Source organism: Microbacterium sp. APC 3901, from assembly GCF_030407765.1.
GTDB lineage: Bacteria > Actinomycetota > Actinomycetes > Actinomycetales > Microbacteriaceae > Microbacterium.
Map to the genome: position 1 here is coordinate 1 of NZ_JASDCU010000009.1, position 16,091 is coordinate 16,091.

15 protein-coding genes are annotated in these 16,091 nt (G+C 68.2%); 6 read left to right on the forward strand and 9 right to left on the reverse strand.

Going from position 1 to position 16,091, the window contains the following annotated elements:
• Positions 1-179 precede the first annotated feature (179 nt).
• Positions 180-764 carry a TetR/AcrR family transcriptional regulator gene (locus QMA07_RS09640; RefSeq protein ID WP_290161361.1) on the reverse strand — a complete coding sequence of 195 codons (585 nt, stop codon included), beginning with the start codon at positions 762-764 and terminating at the stop codon, positions 180-182.
• A 67-nt stretch (positions 765-831) separates the two neighbouring features.
• Here QMA07_RS09640 and QMA07_RS09645 point away from each other — a divergent pair, with 67 nt between their 5' ends.
• Positions 832-1,365, forward strand: a complete 534-nt coding sequence (locus QMA07_RS09645) for a hypothetical protein (RefSeq protein WP_290161362.1) — start codon at positions 832-834, stop codon at positions 1,363-1,365.
• A 63-nt stretch (positions 1,366-1,428) separates the two neighbouring features.
• On the opposite strand, the gene QMA07_RS09650 is transcribed toward QMA07_RS09645, so the two are convergent.
• Positions 1,429-1,752, reverse strand: coding sequence for an SMR family transporter (locus tag QMA07_RS09650; protein WP_290161363.1), 324 nt, complete (start codon positions 1,750-1,752; stop codon positions 1,429-1,431).
• On the reverse strand, positions 1,749-2,120 hold the full coding sequence (locus QMA07_RS09655; protein WP_290161364.1) for a multidrug efflux SMR transporter: 372 nt from the start codon (positions 2,118-2,120) through the stop codon (positions 1,749-1,751). Before QMA07_RS09655 ends, QMA07_RS09650 begins: the two co-directional genes overlap by 4 nt.
• Before the next feature lie 206 nt (positions 2,121-2,326).
• On the opposite strand from QMA07_RS09655, the gene QMA07_RS09660 reads away from it, so the two are divergent.
• Positions 2,327-3,775, forward strand: a complete 1,449-nt coding sequence (locus QMA07_RS09660) for a glyceraldehyde-3-phosphate dehydrogenase (protein WP_290161365.1) — start codon at positions 2,327-2,329, stop codon at positions 3,773-3,775.
• A gap of 34 nt (positions 3,776-3,809) precedes the next feature.
• Entirely contained in the window at positions 3,810-4,871 is a 1,062-nt protein-coding gene (locus QMA07_RS09665) for a winged helix DNA-binding domain-containing protein (RefSeq protein WP_290161366.1), read from the forward strand.
• 20 nt (positions 4,872-4,891) lie between these two features.
• Here the strand turns inward: QMA07_RS09665 and QMA07_RS09670 are convergent, their stop codons facing one another.
• The gene (locus tag QMA07_RS09670; protein ID WP_290161367.1) at positions 4,892-6,334 is read right to left on the reverse strand and encodes an XRE family transcriptional regulator; all 1,443 of its coding nucleotides are present in this window, start codon (positions 6,332-6,334) and stop codon (positions 4,892-4,894) included.
• A gap of 109 nt (positions 6,335-6,443) precedes the next feature.
• Between QMA07_RS09670 and QMA07_RS09675 the strand changes: the two genes are divergently transcribed.
• Positions 6,444-8,306 carry a phosphoenolpyruvate carboxykinase (GTP) gene (locus QMA07_RS09675; protein ID WP_290161368.1) on the forward strand — a complete coding sequence of 621 codons (1,863 nt, stop codon included), beginning with the start codon at positions 6,444-6,446 and terminating at the stop codon, positions 8,304-8,306.
• 147 nt (positions 8,307-8,453) lie between these two features.
• On the opposite strand, the gene QMA07_RS09680 is transcribed toward QMA07_RS09675, so the two are convergent.
• On the reverse strand, positions 8,454-10,337 hold the full coding sequence (locus QMA07_RS09680) for an ABC transporter ATP-binding protein (RefSeq protein ID WP_290161369.1): 1,884 nt from the start codon (positions 10,335-10,337) through the stop codon (positions 8,454-8,456).
• A gap of 78 nt (positions 10,338-10,415) precedes the next feature.
• Entirely contained in the window at positions 10,416-10,622 is a 207-nt protein-coding gene (locus tag QMA07_RS09685; protein ID WP_079112468.1) for a transcriptional regulator, read from the reverse strand.
• A 93-nt stretch (positions 10,623-10,715) separates the two neighbouring features.
• Here QMA07_RS09685 and QMA07_RS09690 point away from each other — a divergent pair, with 93 nt between their 5' ends.
• The gene (locus tag QMA07_RS09690) at positions 10,716-11,747 is read left to right on the forward strand and encodes a S66 peptidase family protein (protein ID WP_290161370.1); all 1,032 of its coding nucleotides are present in this window, start codon (positions 10,716-10,718) and stop codon (positions 11,745-11,747) included.
• Between the two features lie 61 nt (positions 11,748-11,808).
• On the opposite strand, the gene QMA07_RS09695 is transcribed toward QMA07_RS09690, so the two are convergent.
• On the reverse strand, positions 11,809-13,269 hold the full coding sequence (locus QMA07_RS09695; protein ID WP_290161371.1) for an MFS transporter: 1,461 nt from the start codon (positions 13,267-13,269) through the stop codon (positions 11,809-11,811).
• 149 nt (positions 13,270-13,418) lie between these two features.
• Between QMA07_RS09695 and QMA07_RS09700 the strand changes: the two genes are divergently transcribed.
• The gene (locus QMA07_RS09700) at positions 13,419-13,916 is read left to right on the forward strand and encodes a metallophosphoesterase (protein ID WP_290161372.1); all 498 of its coding nucleotides are present in this window, start codon (positions 13,419-13,421) and stop codon (positions 13,914-13,916) included.
• 7 nt (positions 13,917-13,923) lie between these two features.
• On the opposite strand, the gene QMA07_RS09705 is transcribed toward QMA07_RS09700, so the two are convergent.
• Complete coding sequence (locus QMA07_RS09705; RefSeq protein ID WP_290161373.1) at positions 13,924-14,289, reverse strand: HNH endonuclease signature motif containing protein; 366 nt, start codon at positions 14,287-14,289, stop codon at positions 13,924-13,926.
• 37 nt (positions 14,290-14,326) lie between these two features.
• Positions 14,327-16,069: a beta-galactosidase family protein gene (locus QMA07_RS09710; RefSeq protein WP_290161374.1), complete on the reverse strand. Its 1,743-nt coding sequence runs from the start codon at positions 16,067-16,069 to the stop codon at positions 14,327-14,329.
• Positions 16,070-16,091: the final 22 nt, after the last annotated feature.

Here is a 16,091-nt window from a genome sequence, read left to right on the forward strand (position 1 = left end):
ATGGAGACGGGCTGGGGGTGGGACATCGGCGTACCTCACTATTTCGAGCGATCGCTCAATAAACGGATTGGGTCGATGGTACGACGGTGCGGCGGGGCGCACAAGAGTGCACGAGGGATCGCCTCTGCGAGAAGACCGGAGTGGATGCGAGTGCAGAGCGCGGGGTTCAGAGCGCGGGTTCAGGCGCGCCAGGGCGAGAGGATGCTGTCGAGCACCGCGAGGTGGGCCTCGGCGCCCCGAGGCTCGGTGACCTCGAGGACCTGCTGGCCGTAGGTGATCGAGCGGAGCAGCGACATCACCGCCTGCTTGGGTGTTTCGGCCGTCAGCTCGCCGTCGGCGACCGCTTCATCGAGGGCCTCGCTGATGCCGTCCTGCCAGGTCGCCAACGTGGGTGACCCGGCGTCGGGGGAGGAGGCGAGCGTCGCGAGGCGTCCCCAGAATCCGACGACCACGTACGCCTCGGTGCGCGTCTCCGCCTCGACGGGAAGGACCTCGCGCATCAGGGCGTCGAGTCTGTTCAGCCCACGCAGCCCCGTGGTCACCGATCGGATCCGCTCGTCGGTGCGGCGGGTGATCTCGGCCGCGGCGGCGCGGATCACGTCATCGAATCCGTCGAAGTAGTGCCAGAGTGATCCCGTCGCGACGCCGAGCTCTTTCGCCACCGCGCGAGACGACACAGCCTCGTGGCCGTCGCGGGCGGCCACGGCGAGCAGCGCCTCGGCGATCTGCCGGCGGCGCTCATCGTGGTCGACGACACGGGGCACCCGCCCATCCTGCCGTATCGCATGCGGGTCTAGCTATTTTGAGCGAGTGATCAATATAATCCGAGTCGTGGATCACATCGCCCCCGCAGCATCGTGGCTGATGGCGCTCGCCGCCGTCATCTCGGCCGTGGCCTGCGTGGGCGCCTGGCGTGCGGTGCCCTGGCAGGGAAGGCAGACCGCGTTGATCATGGCGGCGACCATGGTCGTGATGGCGGTCGCCGACGGCGACGCGATGACCGGTCTGATGCTCGGCGTCGTGCTGCTGCTGTCGGCGATGCTCGGCACCGTCGGTGTGCGTGGCACCCCGTCTGCGGCGTCGTGCTGTCACCGAGCGCTCGTATCGCTCGTGATGGCCGCGTGTGCGTTCGAGAGCCTGTCGACGGGCGAAGCGTCGGCGGTCGGTGCTCGCGGGCACGGCGGGCATGGGCTCGACGGGCTGCTCTCGGCACTCGTGGTGGTCGGCGTCGTCGGCCTGGTGCTCTGGACGCTCGTCACCGAGTGCATGCGCGCGCGGAGTCCGCGCTCGCGGACTGCCCGCCTGCTCGCGGTCGAGTCGTGGGCGATGGCTGCCGGTGTCACCGCGATGTGCGTCGGCTTCTGAGGCTGCGGTGGCTGGGCGACGTGCGCGGTCGACAGACGTTCTCGGCGCGATTCCGACCGAGTGTCAGTGCGCGCCTCCGAATTCGATCAGCACGACGCCCAGCGCGATCAGGGCGACGCCGAGCGCCATCAGCACCGAGAAATGGTCCTTGAAGATCACGCGGCCGAGGATCGCCGTGATCGCGACACCGGCCGCCGACCACACCCCGTAGGCGACGCCCACTGGCATGCCCATGGCGAGGATCGCTCCGAGCAGCGAGAAGGCGGCGAGGTAGCCGACGACGATCATGGGGATCCACCTCCGCCGCCTGAGGCCTTCCGACGCGCGCAGGCTGAGCGTCGCGGTCACCTCGCTCGCGATCGCGAGGGCGAGGAGCGCCCACGTCATGCTCCGACCTCCGCAGGCGCCTCGCGCTTGTGCGATCCGAGCTCGACGAGCAGCACGCCGAGCACGATGGCACCGATGCCGATGATCTGCACCGACCCGAGCAGCTCATCGAAGAGCACCGTGCCCATCACTGCGGTGAGCACCACGCCGATCGCCGCCCAGATGCCGTAGGCCACGCCCACCGGCATCCCGCGATCCAGCACGATCGACAGCAGCCAGAGCGAGCCGGTGTAGCCGACGACCACCGGAATGAGCCACAGCGGATGAGTGAAGCCTTCGGCGGCGCGCAGCGACAGTGTGGCCGTGACCTCGAGGACGATCGCGACCAGCAGCGGGGGCCACGGCGATGGGCGGGAGGGGGAGGTCATCTGGAGCCTTTCGACGCGGGGCATGCCCACCGGGCACAACGCGTCGCATACTCGCAGGATTCCCTGTCGCGCAGGTGAACGGCGTCCGTGAAGCCGCGATTTCAGAACCCCGTGACGCGGCGCGTACCCTGGGAGCATCCCCCGAAGCTCACCCGGCAATCTCGCGCGCCGGCGACCTCGGCGCGCTCACACATGCAAGGACGCAGATGAACGTAACCGCCGCACCCCACGACGACTGGACGGCGAGAGAAGAGCTGGCCGAGCGGATGATCCCGCTCATCGGCGCGCTCAAGCGCGAACGAGACGTCGTCACCTCTCTTCACGGCCACCGCCTGCTCGGGCTCTCCGCCACGGGCATCGTCGAGGTGCACGACAGGGTGGCACAGCTCGGGCACGAACAGCTCGCCGTCGATGAGACCCTCGCAGTGCTCGAGGGCGTTCACCGGCTCGCTCCCGGTGCCTCGTCGCTCGATCTCGCACGCCTGGCGGCAGGTCACGCCGAGAGCGACCTGCCTCTCGATGCCTATCTGACCGCAGCCCTCGCACCGGCGGTCGGCGCGATCGCCGCGGCGCCCACCGATGTCGTGCTCTACGGCTTCGGGCGCATCGGGCGGCTGCTCGCCCGCATCCTCATCGCGCACGACGGCGGTGGCAGCGGTCTGCGGTTGCGGGCGATCGTCGTGCGCCGCGGCTCGGAGAACGACCTCGTCAAGCGCGCCTCGCTGCTGCTGCGCGACTCGGTGCACGGCCGCTTCGCCGGCTCCGTCACGGTGGACGAGGAGGCGGAGCAGATCATCGCGAACGGCAGTCGCATCCAGGTCATCTACTCCGACGACCCCTCGACGATCGACTACACGGCATACGACATCCACGACGCGATCGTCGTCGACAACACCGGGCGCTGGCGCGACGAGGCCGGTCTCAGCCGCCACCTCGAATCCGCCGGTGTCGCGCGCGTGCTGTTGACCGCCCCCGGCAAGGGGACGCTGAAGAACATCGTGCACGGCATCAACGACGACACGATCCAGCCCGACGACCGCATCATCACCGCTGCGTCGTGCACCACGAACGCGATCACCCCGGTGCTCAAGGCGGTCGAAGAGGCGTACGGCATCGTGCGGGGGCACGTCGAGACGGTGCACTCGTTCACCAACGATCAGAACCTGATCGACAACTTCCACAGCGGCGACCGTCGAGGTCGCTCGGCCGTGCTGAACATGGTGATCACCGAGACGGGCGCGGCGAAGGCCGTGGCACGAGCGCTGCCCGAGCTCGAGGGCAAGCTCACCGGATCCGCGATCCGCGTGCCGACCCCCGACGTGTCACTCGCCGTGCTGCACCTCAGCCTCGAGCGGCCGGCGGTCAAGGACGAGCTGAACGACTATCTGCGACGCGTCTCGCTGCACTCGAAGCTGCGCCAGCAGATCGACTACGTCGAGAGCCCGGAGGTCGTGTCGACGGACTTCGTCGGCTCGCATCGCGCCGGCATCGTCGATGGCCTCGCGACGATCGCGAACGACCGCGACGTCGTGCTGTACGTCTGGTACGACAACGAATACGGATACTCGTGCCAGGTGATCCGCGTGCTCGAGGTCATGGCCGGCTCGCATCCGATCGTGCTCCCGGAGCGCCGAGAGGTGACACTGCACGGGTGAGAGCGCTGTCGGTCATACCCGGCATGATGAGGTCATGAAGTCCGCATCCCTGCTGTCCGAGCGGCAGCGCTCGCATCGGCTCACGGCCCCCGCGCGCTCGGTGGCCGATGCCGCGGCCCACATGCTCGCGGTGCAGAGCCAGGATTTCGTCGCGGGACGGTGGGCGCTCGCTGCGCGCACACGCCACGAGCCGACGCTGCGGCTGGTCGATCGTGCCTTCGACGCGGGAGACCTGGTGCGGGCGTGGACCATGCGCGGCACCCTGCACATCATCCCCGCCCGCGATCTGCGCTGGGTGCTGTCGGTGACCGGCGACCGGCAGCGCCAGCAGGCGGCAGGCAGGCGACGTGATCTCGGGATCGACGGGGTGATGGTCGACGCAGCCGTGGCTGCTGTGGTGCCGCGGCTGAGGGACGGCGGTCTCACGCGCACCGAGATGTTCGACGTCTTCTCCGGTGTCGGCATCGACCCGAGCGGGCAGCGCGGAATCCACCTGCTGAGTGAACTGACCCTCGACGGCCTGATCTGTCAGGGGCCGGTCGTCGCCCGTGAGGGGGTGAGTCGGGAACAGTGCTTCGTGTTGGTCGACCGGCACATCCGTGAGCATGCGGTGCCCGACGACCCACTGGCCGAGCTCTTCGTGCGCTACGTCGACGGGCACGGACCAGCCGCGGTCGCCGACTTCGCCTGGTGGTCGGGTCTCACGCTCGGTCAGTCCCGAGAAGCGCGGGACCGAGCCGCGGAAAGGGTGACCGAGATCGAAGAGGGCGTGTTCGTCTCGAACGCGCGACCACGACGCTCGTCATCCGCAGCGGCTGTGCTCGCGCTCGGCTCCTTCGACGAGTACTACATCTCGTACGCCGACCGCACGGCGGTCTGCGCTCCTGAACATCTCGCGCTGGTCGGGCCGGGCAAGAACGGCATGGTGCGGGCGACGATCGTCGCCGACGGTCGGGTGATCGGATGCTGGACGCACGCGAGCGCCTCACTGGGCTCACCGGCAGAGCTCTTCGAGCCGGTGACCGGATCGCACCCGGTGGACGAGCGCGCTGTGTCACACGCTCTCGCGCGGTTCTCACGCTTCCTCGACGGCTGAGCGGCCGATCAGGCGTCGGATCACTCGCTCGCGTGTCGCCCGAGGAAGTTGTAGACCTCGTTGTCGTCGACGCCGGGGAACGCACCGCGGGGGAGCGGCGAGAACATGTGCGTGTGCACGCGGGCGCTCGGCCAGGCCTTTCCGTTCCATCGGTCTGTGAGGTCGGCAGAGGGGCGGCGGCAGCATGCCTCATCCGGGCAGGTCGAGACCGCCCGGTCGGCGGTCTCGCGGCCGCGCCACCAGCGGGCGTCATCGAAGGGCACGCCGACCGTGATCGAGAACTCGCCGTCGGTCGAGGCGCCGGTCTGCGTCGAGCACCAGAACGTGCCAGAGGGCGTGTCGGTGTACTGGTGATGTTCGTTGGTGCGGTTCTGCTGTGTGAAGGCGGCCCGCGCCTGGAACTTGCGGCACACCCGCTGGCCCTCGACAGCGCCCGTCACGTCCATCGGCAGGGGCAGATCGTCGTTCTCGTAGACGCGGGTGATCGCGCCGGTGGCGTCGACGCGGAGGAAATGCAGTGACATGCCCACGTGCTGCGTGAGCAGGTTGGTCATGCGCATTCCGGCCGCCTCGTGGGTGACGCCGAACGCATCTCGGAAGTCCTCGACCGCGAGGTTGCGATCCTTCTTCGCCTGCTGCAGGAACGCGACCGAGGCCGTCTCGGGCATCAGGCAGGAGGCGGCGAAGTAATTGATCTCGAGTCGTTGCTGCAGGAAGTCGGCGTAGTCGGTCGGGGGAGTGTGCCCGAGCAGACGGTGCGCCATGGCCTGGAGCGCCATGGACCGCAGGCCGTGGCCTCCGGGGATCGACGCCGGCGGCAGGTAGATCCGCCCGTTCTCGAGGTCGGTGACCGAGCGGGTCGAGTGCGGCAGGTCGTTGACGTAGATCAGCTCGAAACCGAGCTTCTCGGCCATGATGCTCACTGTGCGGTGCGTGAGTGCTCCCTGCACGTGCCCGGCCGACCGCAGCTGCTTCTCGGCGAGCCTCTCGATCTCGGGGAGGTAGTTGTTCTGCGCGCGCATCCGCAGGCGCAGCTCGGTGTTCGCCCGTCTGGCCTCTTCGGGGGTCGCGATCGCCTCTCGTTCCCGTCGCTGCAGCTCGCGGTGCAGCCCGAGCATCGACTCGATGGTCTCGTCGCTCATCCCTTTCGTGACGCGCACGGGGGCGATGCCGAGCTGGCGGAACACCGGGCTCTCCTGCGCGCGTTCGAGTTCGATCTCGAGGGCGGCGCGTCGGTTCGGCGGCTCGCCGGAGATGAGATCGGTGACCTCGGTGCCCGTGGCCAGCGCGATGGCCTGCAGCAGCGAGAGCTTCGGCTCGCGCTTGCCGTTCTCGATCAGGCTCAGCTGCGAACCGGCGACGCCGACGAGCGCGCCCAGCTCATCGAGTGTGAAGCCCTTCTCGAGTCGGTGGTGCCTGATGCGGTGGCCGAGGGTCGCGAGGTGGATGCCGGAAGGAGCCATTCCTTGATTCTAGCTAAAGAATCGTGATTCTTATCGAACGAAATGGCCGAAAGTCGAGGGGCAACCGGAAGAAGATGGAGGAAACGCCCCTCACTTCAAAGGAGTAGTCATGGCGATCGCCGAAGTCTTCACCCCCCGAGCATCATCAGTCGCACCTGTGCGCACCTTCGGGACGGCTCCGACGTATGACACCCCTGCGATGGCAGAGCTCGCGGCATGGGTCGACGAGATCGCCGCTCTCACGCAGCCGGCGTCGATCCACTGGGTCGACGGCTCGCGCGCCGAGAACGACTGGCTGCTGCGAGGGCTCGTCGACGAGGGCAAGCTCATCAAGCTCAACCCCGAGTGGCGTCCCGGGTCGTACCTCGCCCGCTCGCACCCCAGCGACGTCGCGCGCACAGAGGGACGCACCTTCATCTCGTCGGAGAACGAGGAGGATGCCGGTCCGACCAACAACTGGGCGCCTCCTGCGCAGATGCGCGAGAAGATGACCGAGATCTTCGAGGGCTCGATGCGGGGCCGCACGATGTTCGTCGTGCCGTTCTCCATGGGGCGGGTCGGCGGGCCGCTCTCGCACATCGGCGTCCAGGTCACCGACAGCGCCTACGCCGTGGCATCCATCGGCATCATGACGCGCGTCGGCGATGCGGTCACCCGCCAGATCGCCGAGGGTGCACCCTGGGTCAAGACCGTGCACTCGGTCGGCGCACCGCTCGCCGCCGGAGAGCCCGATGTCGAGTGGCCGTGCAACGACGACAAGTACATCGTGCACTTCCCTGAGACCCTCGAGGTGTACTCCTTCGGCTCCGGGTACGGCGGAAACGCGATCCTCGCGAAGAAGTGCTTCGCCCTGCGCATCGCCTCGGTCATCGCCCGTGACGAGGGCTGGCTGGCCGAGCACATGCTGCTCATCCGCGTGATCGATCCGGCGGGCAAGGCCTACCACGTGGCCGCGGCGTTCCCGTCGGCGTGCGGCAAGACGAACCTCGCGATGCTGCGCCCGACCATTCCGGGGTGGCGCGTCGAGACTCTCGGCGACGACATCGCGTGGATCCGCCCGGGCGAGGACGGTCGCCTCTGGGCGATCAATCCCGAGGCCGGGTTCTTCGGTGTCGCACCCGGCACCGGCGAGTCGACCAACGTCACCGCCGTCGAGACCCTGTGGGGCAACACGATCTTCACGAACGTCGCGCTCCGCCCCGATGGAGACGTGTGGTGGGAGGGACTGACCGATCAGGCTCCGGCTCACCTCACCGACTGGGAGGGCAACGCATGGACACCCGATTCCGGGCGCCCCGCCGCGCACCCCAACTCGCGCTTCACGGTCTCGGCCGCCCAGTGCCCGCAGATCTCGGAGGACTGGGAGGAGGCGGTGCCGCTCGACGTCATCCTGTTCGGAGGACGCCGCGCGACCAACGTGCCGCTCGTGGTCGAGGCCACGGACTGGACGCACGGTGTGTTCCTCGGATCCAACATCTCGTCCGAGCGCACAGCCGCAGCCGAGGGCACGGTCGGCGAGCTGCGCCGTGACCCCTTCGCGATGCTCCCGTTCTGCGGTTACAACATGGCTGACTACTTCGGCCACTGGCTGAAGGTCGGGCGGGGTCTGCGCTTCGACCGCGCCCCCCGCATCTTCCAGGTCAACTGGTTCCGTCGCGGCGCTGACGGCCGGTTCCTGTGGCCCGGATTCGGCGACAACTCGCGTGTCGTCGACTGGATCATCCGTCGCGTCGCAGGCGAGGTCTCGACCGTCGACAGCCCGATCGGTCGCCTGCCGAGGGTCGAGGACCTCAATCTCGACGGCATCGACGTTCCGGAGGCCGACCTCGAGGAGCTGTTCTCGGTCGACACCGAAGCCTGGAAGACCGAGGCCGACCTCACCGAGGAGTTCTACGACACGTTCGGAGCGAAGGTTCCGGCGGCGCTGCGCGCTGAGCTCGCGTCGCTGCGCTACCGACTCGACAAGGCCTGACAGACCGGGCGCCGGTTCGGGGGAGCCGGCGCTCTATTTCGCAGATCCCCTACCCCCAGACCGCGAAGGCGGGATGGCTGAGACGAACCCATGGCTGAGTGGTCTCTGACATCCCGCCTTCGCGCACGTCCGAGCGCCTGTTGACTGCTAGGCGAGCAGCTGGTGCCGCGCCAGATCGCGGTAGAGCGGCGTCGACTCGATCAGCTCGGCATGCGTGCCCTGACCGACGACGGCGCCGTCCTGCAGCACCACGATGAGATCGCTGTCGACGACGGTCGACAGCCGGTGGGCGATCACGATGAGCGTGCGATCGGTCGACACCGCGTCGATCGCTTCGCGCATGCGCTGCTCGTTGACACCGTCGAGAGAAGAGGTCGACTCGTCGAGCAGCAGGATCGGCGCATCGGTGAGCAGCGCACGGGCGATCGCCAGTCGCTGCCGCTCTCCGCCCGAGAGCATCACGCCGTCCTCGCCGACGGGTGCCTCGAGCCCCAGCGGGTCGCGCTCGAGCACGTCGCCCAGGTTCACGGCGCGCAGCACCTGCTCGCACGCAGCGTCCGAGGCGTCCGGAGAGGCGAGACGCAGATTGTCGCCGAGCGTGCCGGCGAGCGTGGGCGCGTCTTGCTCGACGTAGCCGAACTGCGCGCGCAGCTCGTCGCGCGGGTAGGTGCGCGAGTCGTGGCCGTAGAGGCGGATGGATCCGCCCGTCGGGTCGTAGAAGCGCTCGACGAGCGAGAGGATCGTGCTCTTGCCGGCGCCGCTGGGGCCGACCAGCGCGACGCGTGCGCCGCGGGGCACGGCGAACGAGACTCCGCGGAGGACATCGCGCTCGGCGGGCGCGGATGAGTCGTCCGTCGGTTCGAGATGCGCATCGGCGAGCAGGGTCTGCGCCTCCTTCGCGGCGGCCAGTCGGGCGGCGACCACGTTCTCGGGGTAGCGGAAGCGCACGTCGCGGAACTCGATCGCCGGAGCGAGAGGGTCCGCCGCGTCGCGCGGGAAGGACGCGGCGATCTCGTCATCGTGCTGGGTCTCGATAGGCAGGTTCAGCACCTCCTGGATGCGACCGAGGGCGCCGAGCGCCTGGTTCACCGAGGTGATGGCGCCGAACGTGGTCGCGAGCGGCATCACGAGCATGAACAGGAACAGGATGAACGTGATCAGCGACGCGATCGTGATCGTGCCCGCGGCGACCCTGAGGCCGCCGACGCCCAGCACGACGAGCAGCGAGACCTGCAGGGCGACGCCCGCGATCGGAACCACGAGGGACGAGATCTTGGCGATGCGCACGCCGATGCCGTAGGCCTCGGAGGCGAGGGCCGACACCGTCTCGGTCTCGCGTTCGGTCGCCCCGGAGGCGCGTACGGTGCGGATCGAGCCGACGGCGCGCTCGACGCCCGAGGCGAGCTCGCCGACCTTCTCCTGCTGGGCGGTCGATGCGGTGCGGATACGACCGCTGAGCGCGGTGACCACGACGACCGAGGCGCCGATCACGACGACGATGAGCAGCAGCAGCACGGGGTCGATCACGAGCATCGCGATGAGCGCGCCGAGGAAGAGGATCGCACTGCCGACGGCATCCGCCAGTCCCTGCGTGAGCACGGCGTAGAGCAGGGTGGTGTCGGTGCCGACACGTGAGACCAGGTCGCCGGTGCGGCGGGCATCGAACTCGCTGATCGGCAGGTGCAGGATGCGTGAGATCAGCTTGCGTCGGCTCGAGTACACGACCGCAGTGCCGGTGCGCTGCAGCAGGTAGTGCTGGTAGCCGGAGATGATCGACGACACGATCACGAGGCCGACCAGGACCCACACCAGGAAACCGAGTCCCTGATCGGACTGCACGGCTTCGATGAGCTGCCCGACCAGCAGCGGTTGGGCGAGTGACGTGGCCGCGCCGAACACGCTGAGCACCGCGACGACGATGAGCGTGCGCTTGTGCTCGAAGAGGAAGGGGAGGAGCTGGCGGAAGGTGGCGCGCGGACCGTCGTACTGCGCGCCGCGTCCGCGTCGGCGTGATGTCGCCGTGCTGGACATGCGGAACCTCGTTCTGAAAGGGGGTAGTTCGACCGTACTTCGTGCGAGGACGGATTCTGTGGATGGGCTGTATGCGTTTCAGTGCTTGCCGAATCGGCGGTGCGCCGCCTGCTTCGAGACGCCGAGTGAGCTCGCGATCGCCTGCCACGAGTACCCGAGATTGCGCGCGCGTCGCACCTGGGTCTCCTCCGCGCGGGCCAGTTCACTGCGCAGGGCGGCAAGGCGGTGGAGTTCGGACAGCGGCTCGCCGCCGTCATCCTGGGCGATCGCGGTCTTCATGGTCATCGTGAACCTCCTGCGTCAATATTCGTTGACGCGGCGGAGAATGTCAACACAAATTGACGGCTTTCGCAGCGTGTGCGATGCCAGACTGGATCGATGCTGTCTGCATCGAAACCCGTCCCCGGCGACCGAGTCGCCGTCCTGTCGCCCGCCTTCGCTGCTCCTGCGGTCGCCCCCGAGATCCATGAGCAGGCTCTCCGACGACTCGAGCAGCTGACCGGACTGATCCCGGTCGAGTATCCGACCACTCGGCAGCTCGACGCGAGTGCCGAAGCCCGGGCCGCCGACGTCAATGCGGCCTTCGCCGACCCCGGCATCCGCGCGATCCTCGCGACGATCGGGGGCGACGATCAGATCCTGGTGGTGCCGCACCTCGACGCCGCACTCGCTCAGGCCGATCCCAAGCCGTTCCTGGGCTACAGCGACAACACCAACATCCTCAACTGGCTGTGGGGGCTCGGCATCCGCGGCTACTACGGAGGGTCCACGGCAGTGCACCTGGGGCCTGGACCGGCGGTCGACGACGTGCATCTGCGCTCACTGCGCGCGGCGCTGCTCGACGGCGGCACGGTCGAGATCACCGAGCCAGGCGAGTCGGAGGACGTGGGACGGCGCTGGACAGACCCGCTCGCGCTCACCGAATACGGCGACCGGAACGCGACCGATGAGTGGGCCTGGGCCGGGCCGGCATCGCGCGTCGAGGGACGCACGTGGGGCGGATGTCTCGAGAGCATCGATGCGCTGGCGCTCGCAGACCGGCTGCCCACGACTTACGACCTGCGCGGCGGGATCCTGCTGCTCGAGACCAGCGAGGAGCGACCGCCGGCGACCTGGGTGTCACGCTGGCTGCGCGGGCTGGGGGAGCGCGGGCTTCTCGACGCCGTCGCGGGCGTGGTCGTCGCGCGTCCGCCGGTGAGCGACTTCGAGTTCCTGCCGTCGCGGGCCGAAGCCGACGCGCTGCGCGCGGCGCAGCGAGACGCCGTGATCGAGACGATCTCGCGGTACAACCCCGATGCCGTGGTCTGCGTCGGAGTGCCTTTCGGCCACACGCGGCCGCAGTGGATCGTTCCCTACGGGGGGACGATGGTGCTCGACGGTGCGGAGCGCGCGGTCTTCGCCTCCTACTGAACAGATGCGACGAAGGGCGGCACCTCCCGAGGAGGTGCCGCCCTTCGTCTGAGAAGACGTGTCAGAGTTCGACGGCTGCCGCGACTCCGAGGTCGGATTCGTAGTCGTTGTCCTTCGTCTCCTTCGAGAGCAGGAGCGCGATGAAGGTCAGCACGCCCATCGCCGACAGGTAGAGACCGACGAGCCAGGGGGCGCCGTCTCCGAGCTCCCAGAGCCACAGTGCGATCAGCGGAGCCACGGCCGCGCCGAGGATCGACGACACGTTGTACGAGATCGCGGAACCCGTGTACCGCACGTTCGTCGGGAACAGCTCGGGGAGCAGCGCTCCCATCGGGCCGAATGTCGCGCCCATGAGCATGAACCCGAACACGAGGAACGCCTGGGCGAGTGCGCCCGTGAACTTCGGGTCCATCGCAGGCAGCAGGAACGCGTTGAACGTGAAGCCGAACACGATGATGAGCCCGGTGACCCACAGCAGCAGCTTGCGACGACCGATCGTGTCGGCGATGGGACCCGAGAGCAGGGTGAAGATGCCGAAGAAGACGACGCCGACGATCTGCATGAGCACGAAGTCGGTGTAGGCGAATCCGAGACCCGGATAGAACTGCGCAGCGAAGGCCGACGCGTCGAAGTCCTTGCCCGTCGCCTCTGCGGCGGCCTGCGCGGCAGCGGATGCCGTCTCGAGCGTGGCCGGCTTCGTGCCGTATGCGAGGGTGAAGTTCGTCATCAGGTAGAAGAGCACATAGGTCGCCAGCATGATGAACGTGCCGAGGATCAACTGCTTCCAGTGGTGACGGAACACGGTCGCGAGGGGAAGCTTGCGGATCGCGCCCTTCTTCTCGGCCTTCTTGAAGGTGTCGGATTCGACCAGCTTGAGCCTGACCCACAGGCCGATGATGACCATGACGGCCGAGAAGAGGAACGGGATGCGCCAGCCCCACGACAGGAAGGCCTCGGACTTCAGGGCGGGGTTCTCGGAGTGCGGCAGCAGCCAGTTGATGGCGAGGAAGAGGAAGTTGGCGATGATGAACCCGAGCGGAGCTCCCAGCTGCGGGAAGGTGCCGTACCAGGCGCGCTTGCCCTGGGGTGCGTTCTCGGTGGCCACCAGCGCGGCGCCCGACCACTCGCCACCGAGCGCGAAGCCCTGAGCGAGGCGCAGGATGAGCAGCAGCAGAGCCGCCCACCAGCCGATCTGCTGGAACGTGGGGAGCAGCCCGATGATGAACGTCGCGATGCCCATCGTGAGCAACGACGCCACGAGTGTCGCCTTGCGGCCGAACTTGTCGCCGAAGTGGCCGAAGATCACCGCGCCGATGGGGCGAGCCACCATGGCCGCACCGAACACCGCGAACGACGACAGCAGTGAGGTGGTGTCGTTGCCCGTGGGGAAGAAGAGGACGGGGAAGACGAGGACGGCAGCTGTCGCATAGGCGTAGAAGTCGTAGAACTCGATCGTGGTGCCTACCAGGCTCGCCGTGATGACGCGCGAGCGCGGATTCGCGGGGGCTGTGGTCGTACTCATGCTGCTCCTTAGATCCAGGGCCCGGTATACCAAGGCACCGAGAGATCCTACGCCTTCCTGAACGTTTGCTGGGTACGCGTGACGTCCGTCACCCGCGCCTGCGTAGAGTCGGAGGCGCATGCCGAGGCCTACGCGAGACGAGGAGAACCGTGACGACGAGACTGCTGCTGATCGCGGACACCCATGTGCCGAAGAGGGCGAAGCGTCTTCCCGACGCGGTGCTGCGAGCGGTCGATGACGCCGACATCGTCATCCACGCGGGCGACTGGGTCGACCTCGCGACGCTGGACCTGCTCGAGTCCCGCTCGCCGGTGATGCACGGCGTGTACGGCAACAACGACGGCCCGGACCTGCGCGAACGCCTGCCCGAGATCGCTCGATTGACGGTCGAGCAGGTCGAGGTGGCCGTCATCCACGAGACGGGGCAGGCGCAGAAGCGCGAGGAGCGGATGGACGCGGCCTTCCCCGGGGTGGATCTGTTGATCTTCGGGCACTCCCACATTCCCTGGGACACCGTCGCCCCTTCGGGGATGCGGCTGCTCAACCCGGGCTCGCCGACCGATCGGCGCCGTCAGCCGGTGTGCACGATGATGTCGGTCACGATCGATGCTCGACGGATCGACGCCACGCTGGTGCCGCTCGCATGAGCGCGGCTCACTCCGCCTGACGCAGAGTCACCAGGATCTCGTCGTATCGGGTGAGGAAGGTGCGTTCGTCGAGGCGCTTGCGACGAAGCCACGACGTGACCTCGTCGTTGCGTTTGCTCGCATTGCATGAACCGCACGCCGGAACCACGTTCTCCAGGGTGTAGCGGCCGCCCCGAGATATCGGCATCACGCAATCGCGCTGCAGGGCGATGTCGCCCGCTCCGCAATAGGCGCATCCTCCCCATACCTCCCGCAGCGAAGCCCACTGCTCGCTGGTGAGGTCGTTGTCTGCCCGGGCCACGCGACCCCGGCGTCGCTTCGCATGGCGAGCGCGCGCAGCGGGCGTGGGGGTGGAGAACTTTCGGCGCGGCACAGACTCACGGTAGTGCGCGCACGTCTGCCGCCGAGCTCTATTCCTCCGTGTCGCCGAGCGCCAGCGCCGAGACGCAGTCGGCCGTCGGCGCGAGCACATGCTCGAGCTCGAGCACGACGACCGTGTTGGTGCCGGCATTCGTGGCCGGTGCGGGCACGAACAGAGTGCGCTGCGGGCCATTGCGCCAGTAGCGGCCCAGGAAGAACCCGTTCACGAACGCGTAGCCCTTGCCCCAGGCATCGGTGTCGAGGAACAGGTCCGACGCGGAGTCGAGGGCGAACTCGCCGACCCAGGCCGACGGCGCGCTCCCGGCTGAGATGGACGACCCCGAGCCGCGGGATGCGATCGCTGCGGCGATCTCGGCGACGTCGAGCGGTGTCGAATGCCAACCGGTCAGCGGCAGGCCGTCGAGCTCAGGCGTGCTGATCAGCCCCTTCTGCTCGCCGAGCCGATGGTCGTAGTTCACGCGCCCCTGGTCTTCGACGAGGATGCTGAGGGTCCGGCCGGCCGGAATGCGCAGCGCGCGATCGTGCCGCGTGCGCGAGAGCATGCCGACGGGCTGGCCGTCCACACCGACCCACGCGAGGTCGCGCACCTCGTCGAGCACCAGCCGACCGCCCTGACCATCAGGCAGGGAGACGTCGTAGCGGACCAGGGCGCTCAGGTGCTCCAGCTCATCGAACGTGACGGGTGCTGCGGAGGCGGGCGCGCTCGCCGCAGCATCCGTCCACGCGCCCGCCGGGCTCAGCGGCACGGAGAAGACGGGCGCGGGTTCTGCGGGGAGCGGGAGCTCTTCGGGCACGGGCGCGTACTTCGCGATGACGTCGCGGAACGCGAAGAACTTCTCTGTCGGGTTTCCTGCTTCGTCGAGGGGCGCGTCGTAGTCGTACGACGTGACGATCGGCAGGTAGCGCCCCTTATGATTGGCGCCGTTCGTGAGGCCGAAGTTCGTGCCGCCGTGGAACATGTAGATGTTGACCGACGCGCCGGCAGCGAGCAGTTCATCGAGGTCGGCGGCGGCCGCTGCGACGTCGGTCGTGTGATGCACCCCGCCCCACCAGTCGAACCAGCCGTCCCAGAACTCCGAGCACATGAGCGGGCCCGTGGGCTGATGGGTGCGCAGAGTCGCGAGACGTTCGGCGCTGCGCGAGCCGAACGAACCGGTCTTGTGCAGCTCGGGAAGGCTGCCGTCTGCGAGCATCTGATCGGTGGGCTGGTCGACGGTGGTGAGGGGCACTGTGATGCCTGCCTCACGCGTCAGCGCGACGAGGGCCTCGAGATAGGCCTTGTCGGAGCCGTAGGCGCCGTACTCGTTCTCGATCTGCACGAGCACGACCGAGCCGCCGCGATCGATCTGCCGCGGAGCGACGATCTCGTAGACCCGACGTAGGTACTCGCTCACGTCGGCCAGGTAGGTGGGTTCGGAGGAGCGCAGCTCGCGCTCGCCCGCGGTGAGCCAGTTCGGCAGACCGCCGTTGTGCCATTCGGCGCAGATGTAGGGTCCGGGGCGGACGATCGCGTCCATGCCCTCGGCCTGGATCAGATCGAGGAAGCGCCCGAGGTCGTTCCATCCCGTGGCATCCCACTCGCCCCGGCGGGGTTCGTGAGCGTTCCAGGCCACGTACGTCTCGATCGTGTTGAGCCCCATCAGGCGGGCCTTGCGGATGCGGTCCTGCCACTGGTCGGGGTGCACCCGGAAGTAGTGGATGGCGCCGGCGATCACCTGGTGGGGGAGCCCCGCGCGGAGGAAGTCGGTCTCGCCGATGGAGAAGGAAGTCACGATGTGGTGCTTTCGATGGGAG

Excerpts from the sequence above, each read along its gene's own strand:
- QMA07_RS09650 (WP_290161363.1), bottom strand. The coding sequence starts at position 1,752 with ATGACGTGGGCGCTCCTCGCCCTCGCGATCGCGAGCGAGGTGACCGCG.
- QMA07_RS09655 (WP_290161364.1), bottom strand. The coding sequence starts at position 2,120 with ATGACCTCCCCCTCCCGCCCATCGCCGTGGCCCCCGCTGCTGGTCGCG.
- QMA07_RS09660 (WP_290161365.1), top strand. The coding sequence starts at position 2,327 with ATGAACGTAACCGCCGCACCCCACGACGACTGGACGGCGAGAGAAGAG.
- QMA07_RS09665 (WP_290161366.1), top strand. The coding sequence starts at position 3,810 with ATGAAGTCCGCATCCCTGCTGTCCGAGCGGCAGCGCTCGCATCGGCTC.
- QMA07_RS09670 (WP_290161367.1), bottom strand. The coding sequence starts at position 6,334 with ATGGCTCCTTCCGGCATCCACCTCGCGACCCTCGGCCACCGCATCAGG.
- QMA07_RS09675 (WP_290161368.1), top strand. The coding sequence starts at position 6,444 with ATGGCGATCGCCGAAGTCTTCACCCCCCGAGCATCATCAGTCGCACCT.
- QMA07_RS09680 (WP_290161369.1), bottom strand. The coding sequence starts at position 10,337 with ATGTCCAGCACGGCGACATCACGCCGACGCGGACGCGGCGCGCAGTAC.
- QMA07_RS09685 (WP_079112468.1), bottom strand. The coding sequence starts at position 10,622 with ATGACCATGAAGACCGCGATCGCCCAGGATGACGGCGGCGAGCCGCTG.
- QMA07_RS09690 (WP_290161370.1), top strand. The coding sequence starts at position 10,716 with ATGCTGTCTGCATCGAAACCCGTCCCCGGCGACCGAGTCGCCGTCCTG.
- QMA07_RS09695 (WP_290161371.1), bottom strand. The coding sequence starts at position 13,269 with ATGAGTACGACCACAGCCCCCGCGAATCCGCGCTCGCGCGTCATCACG.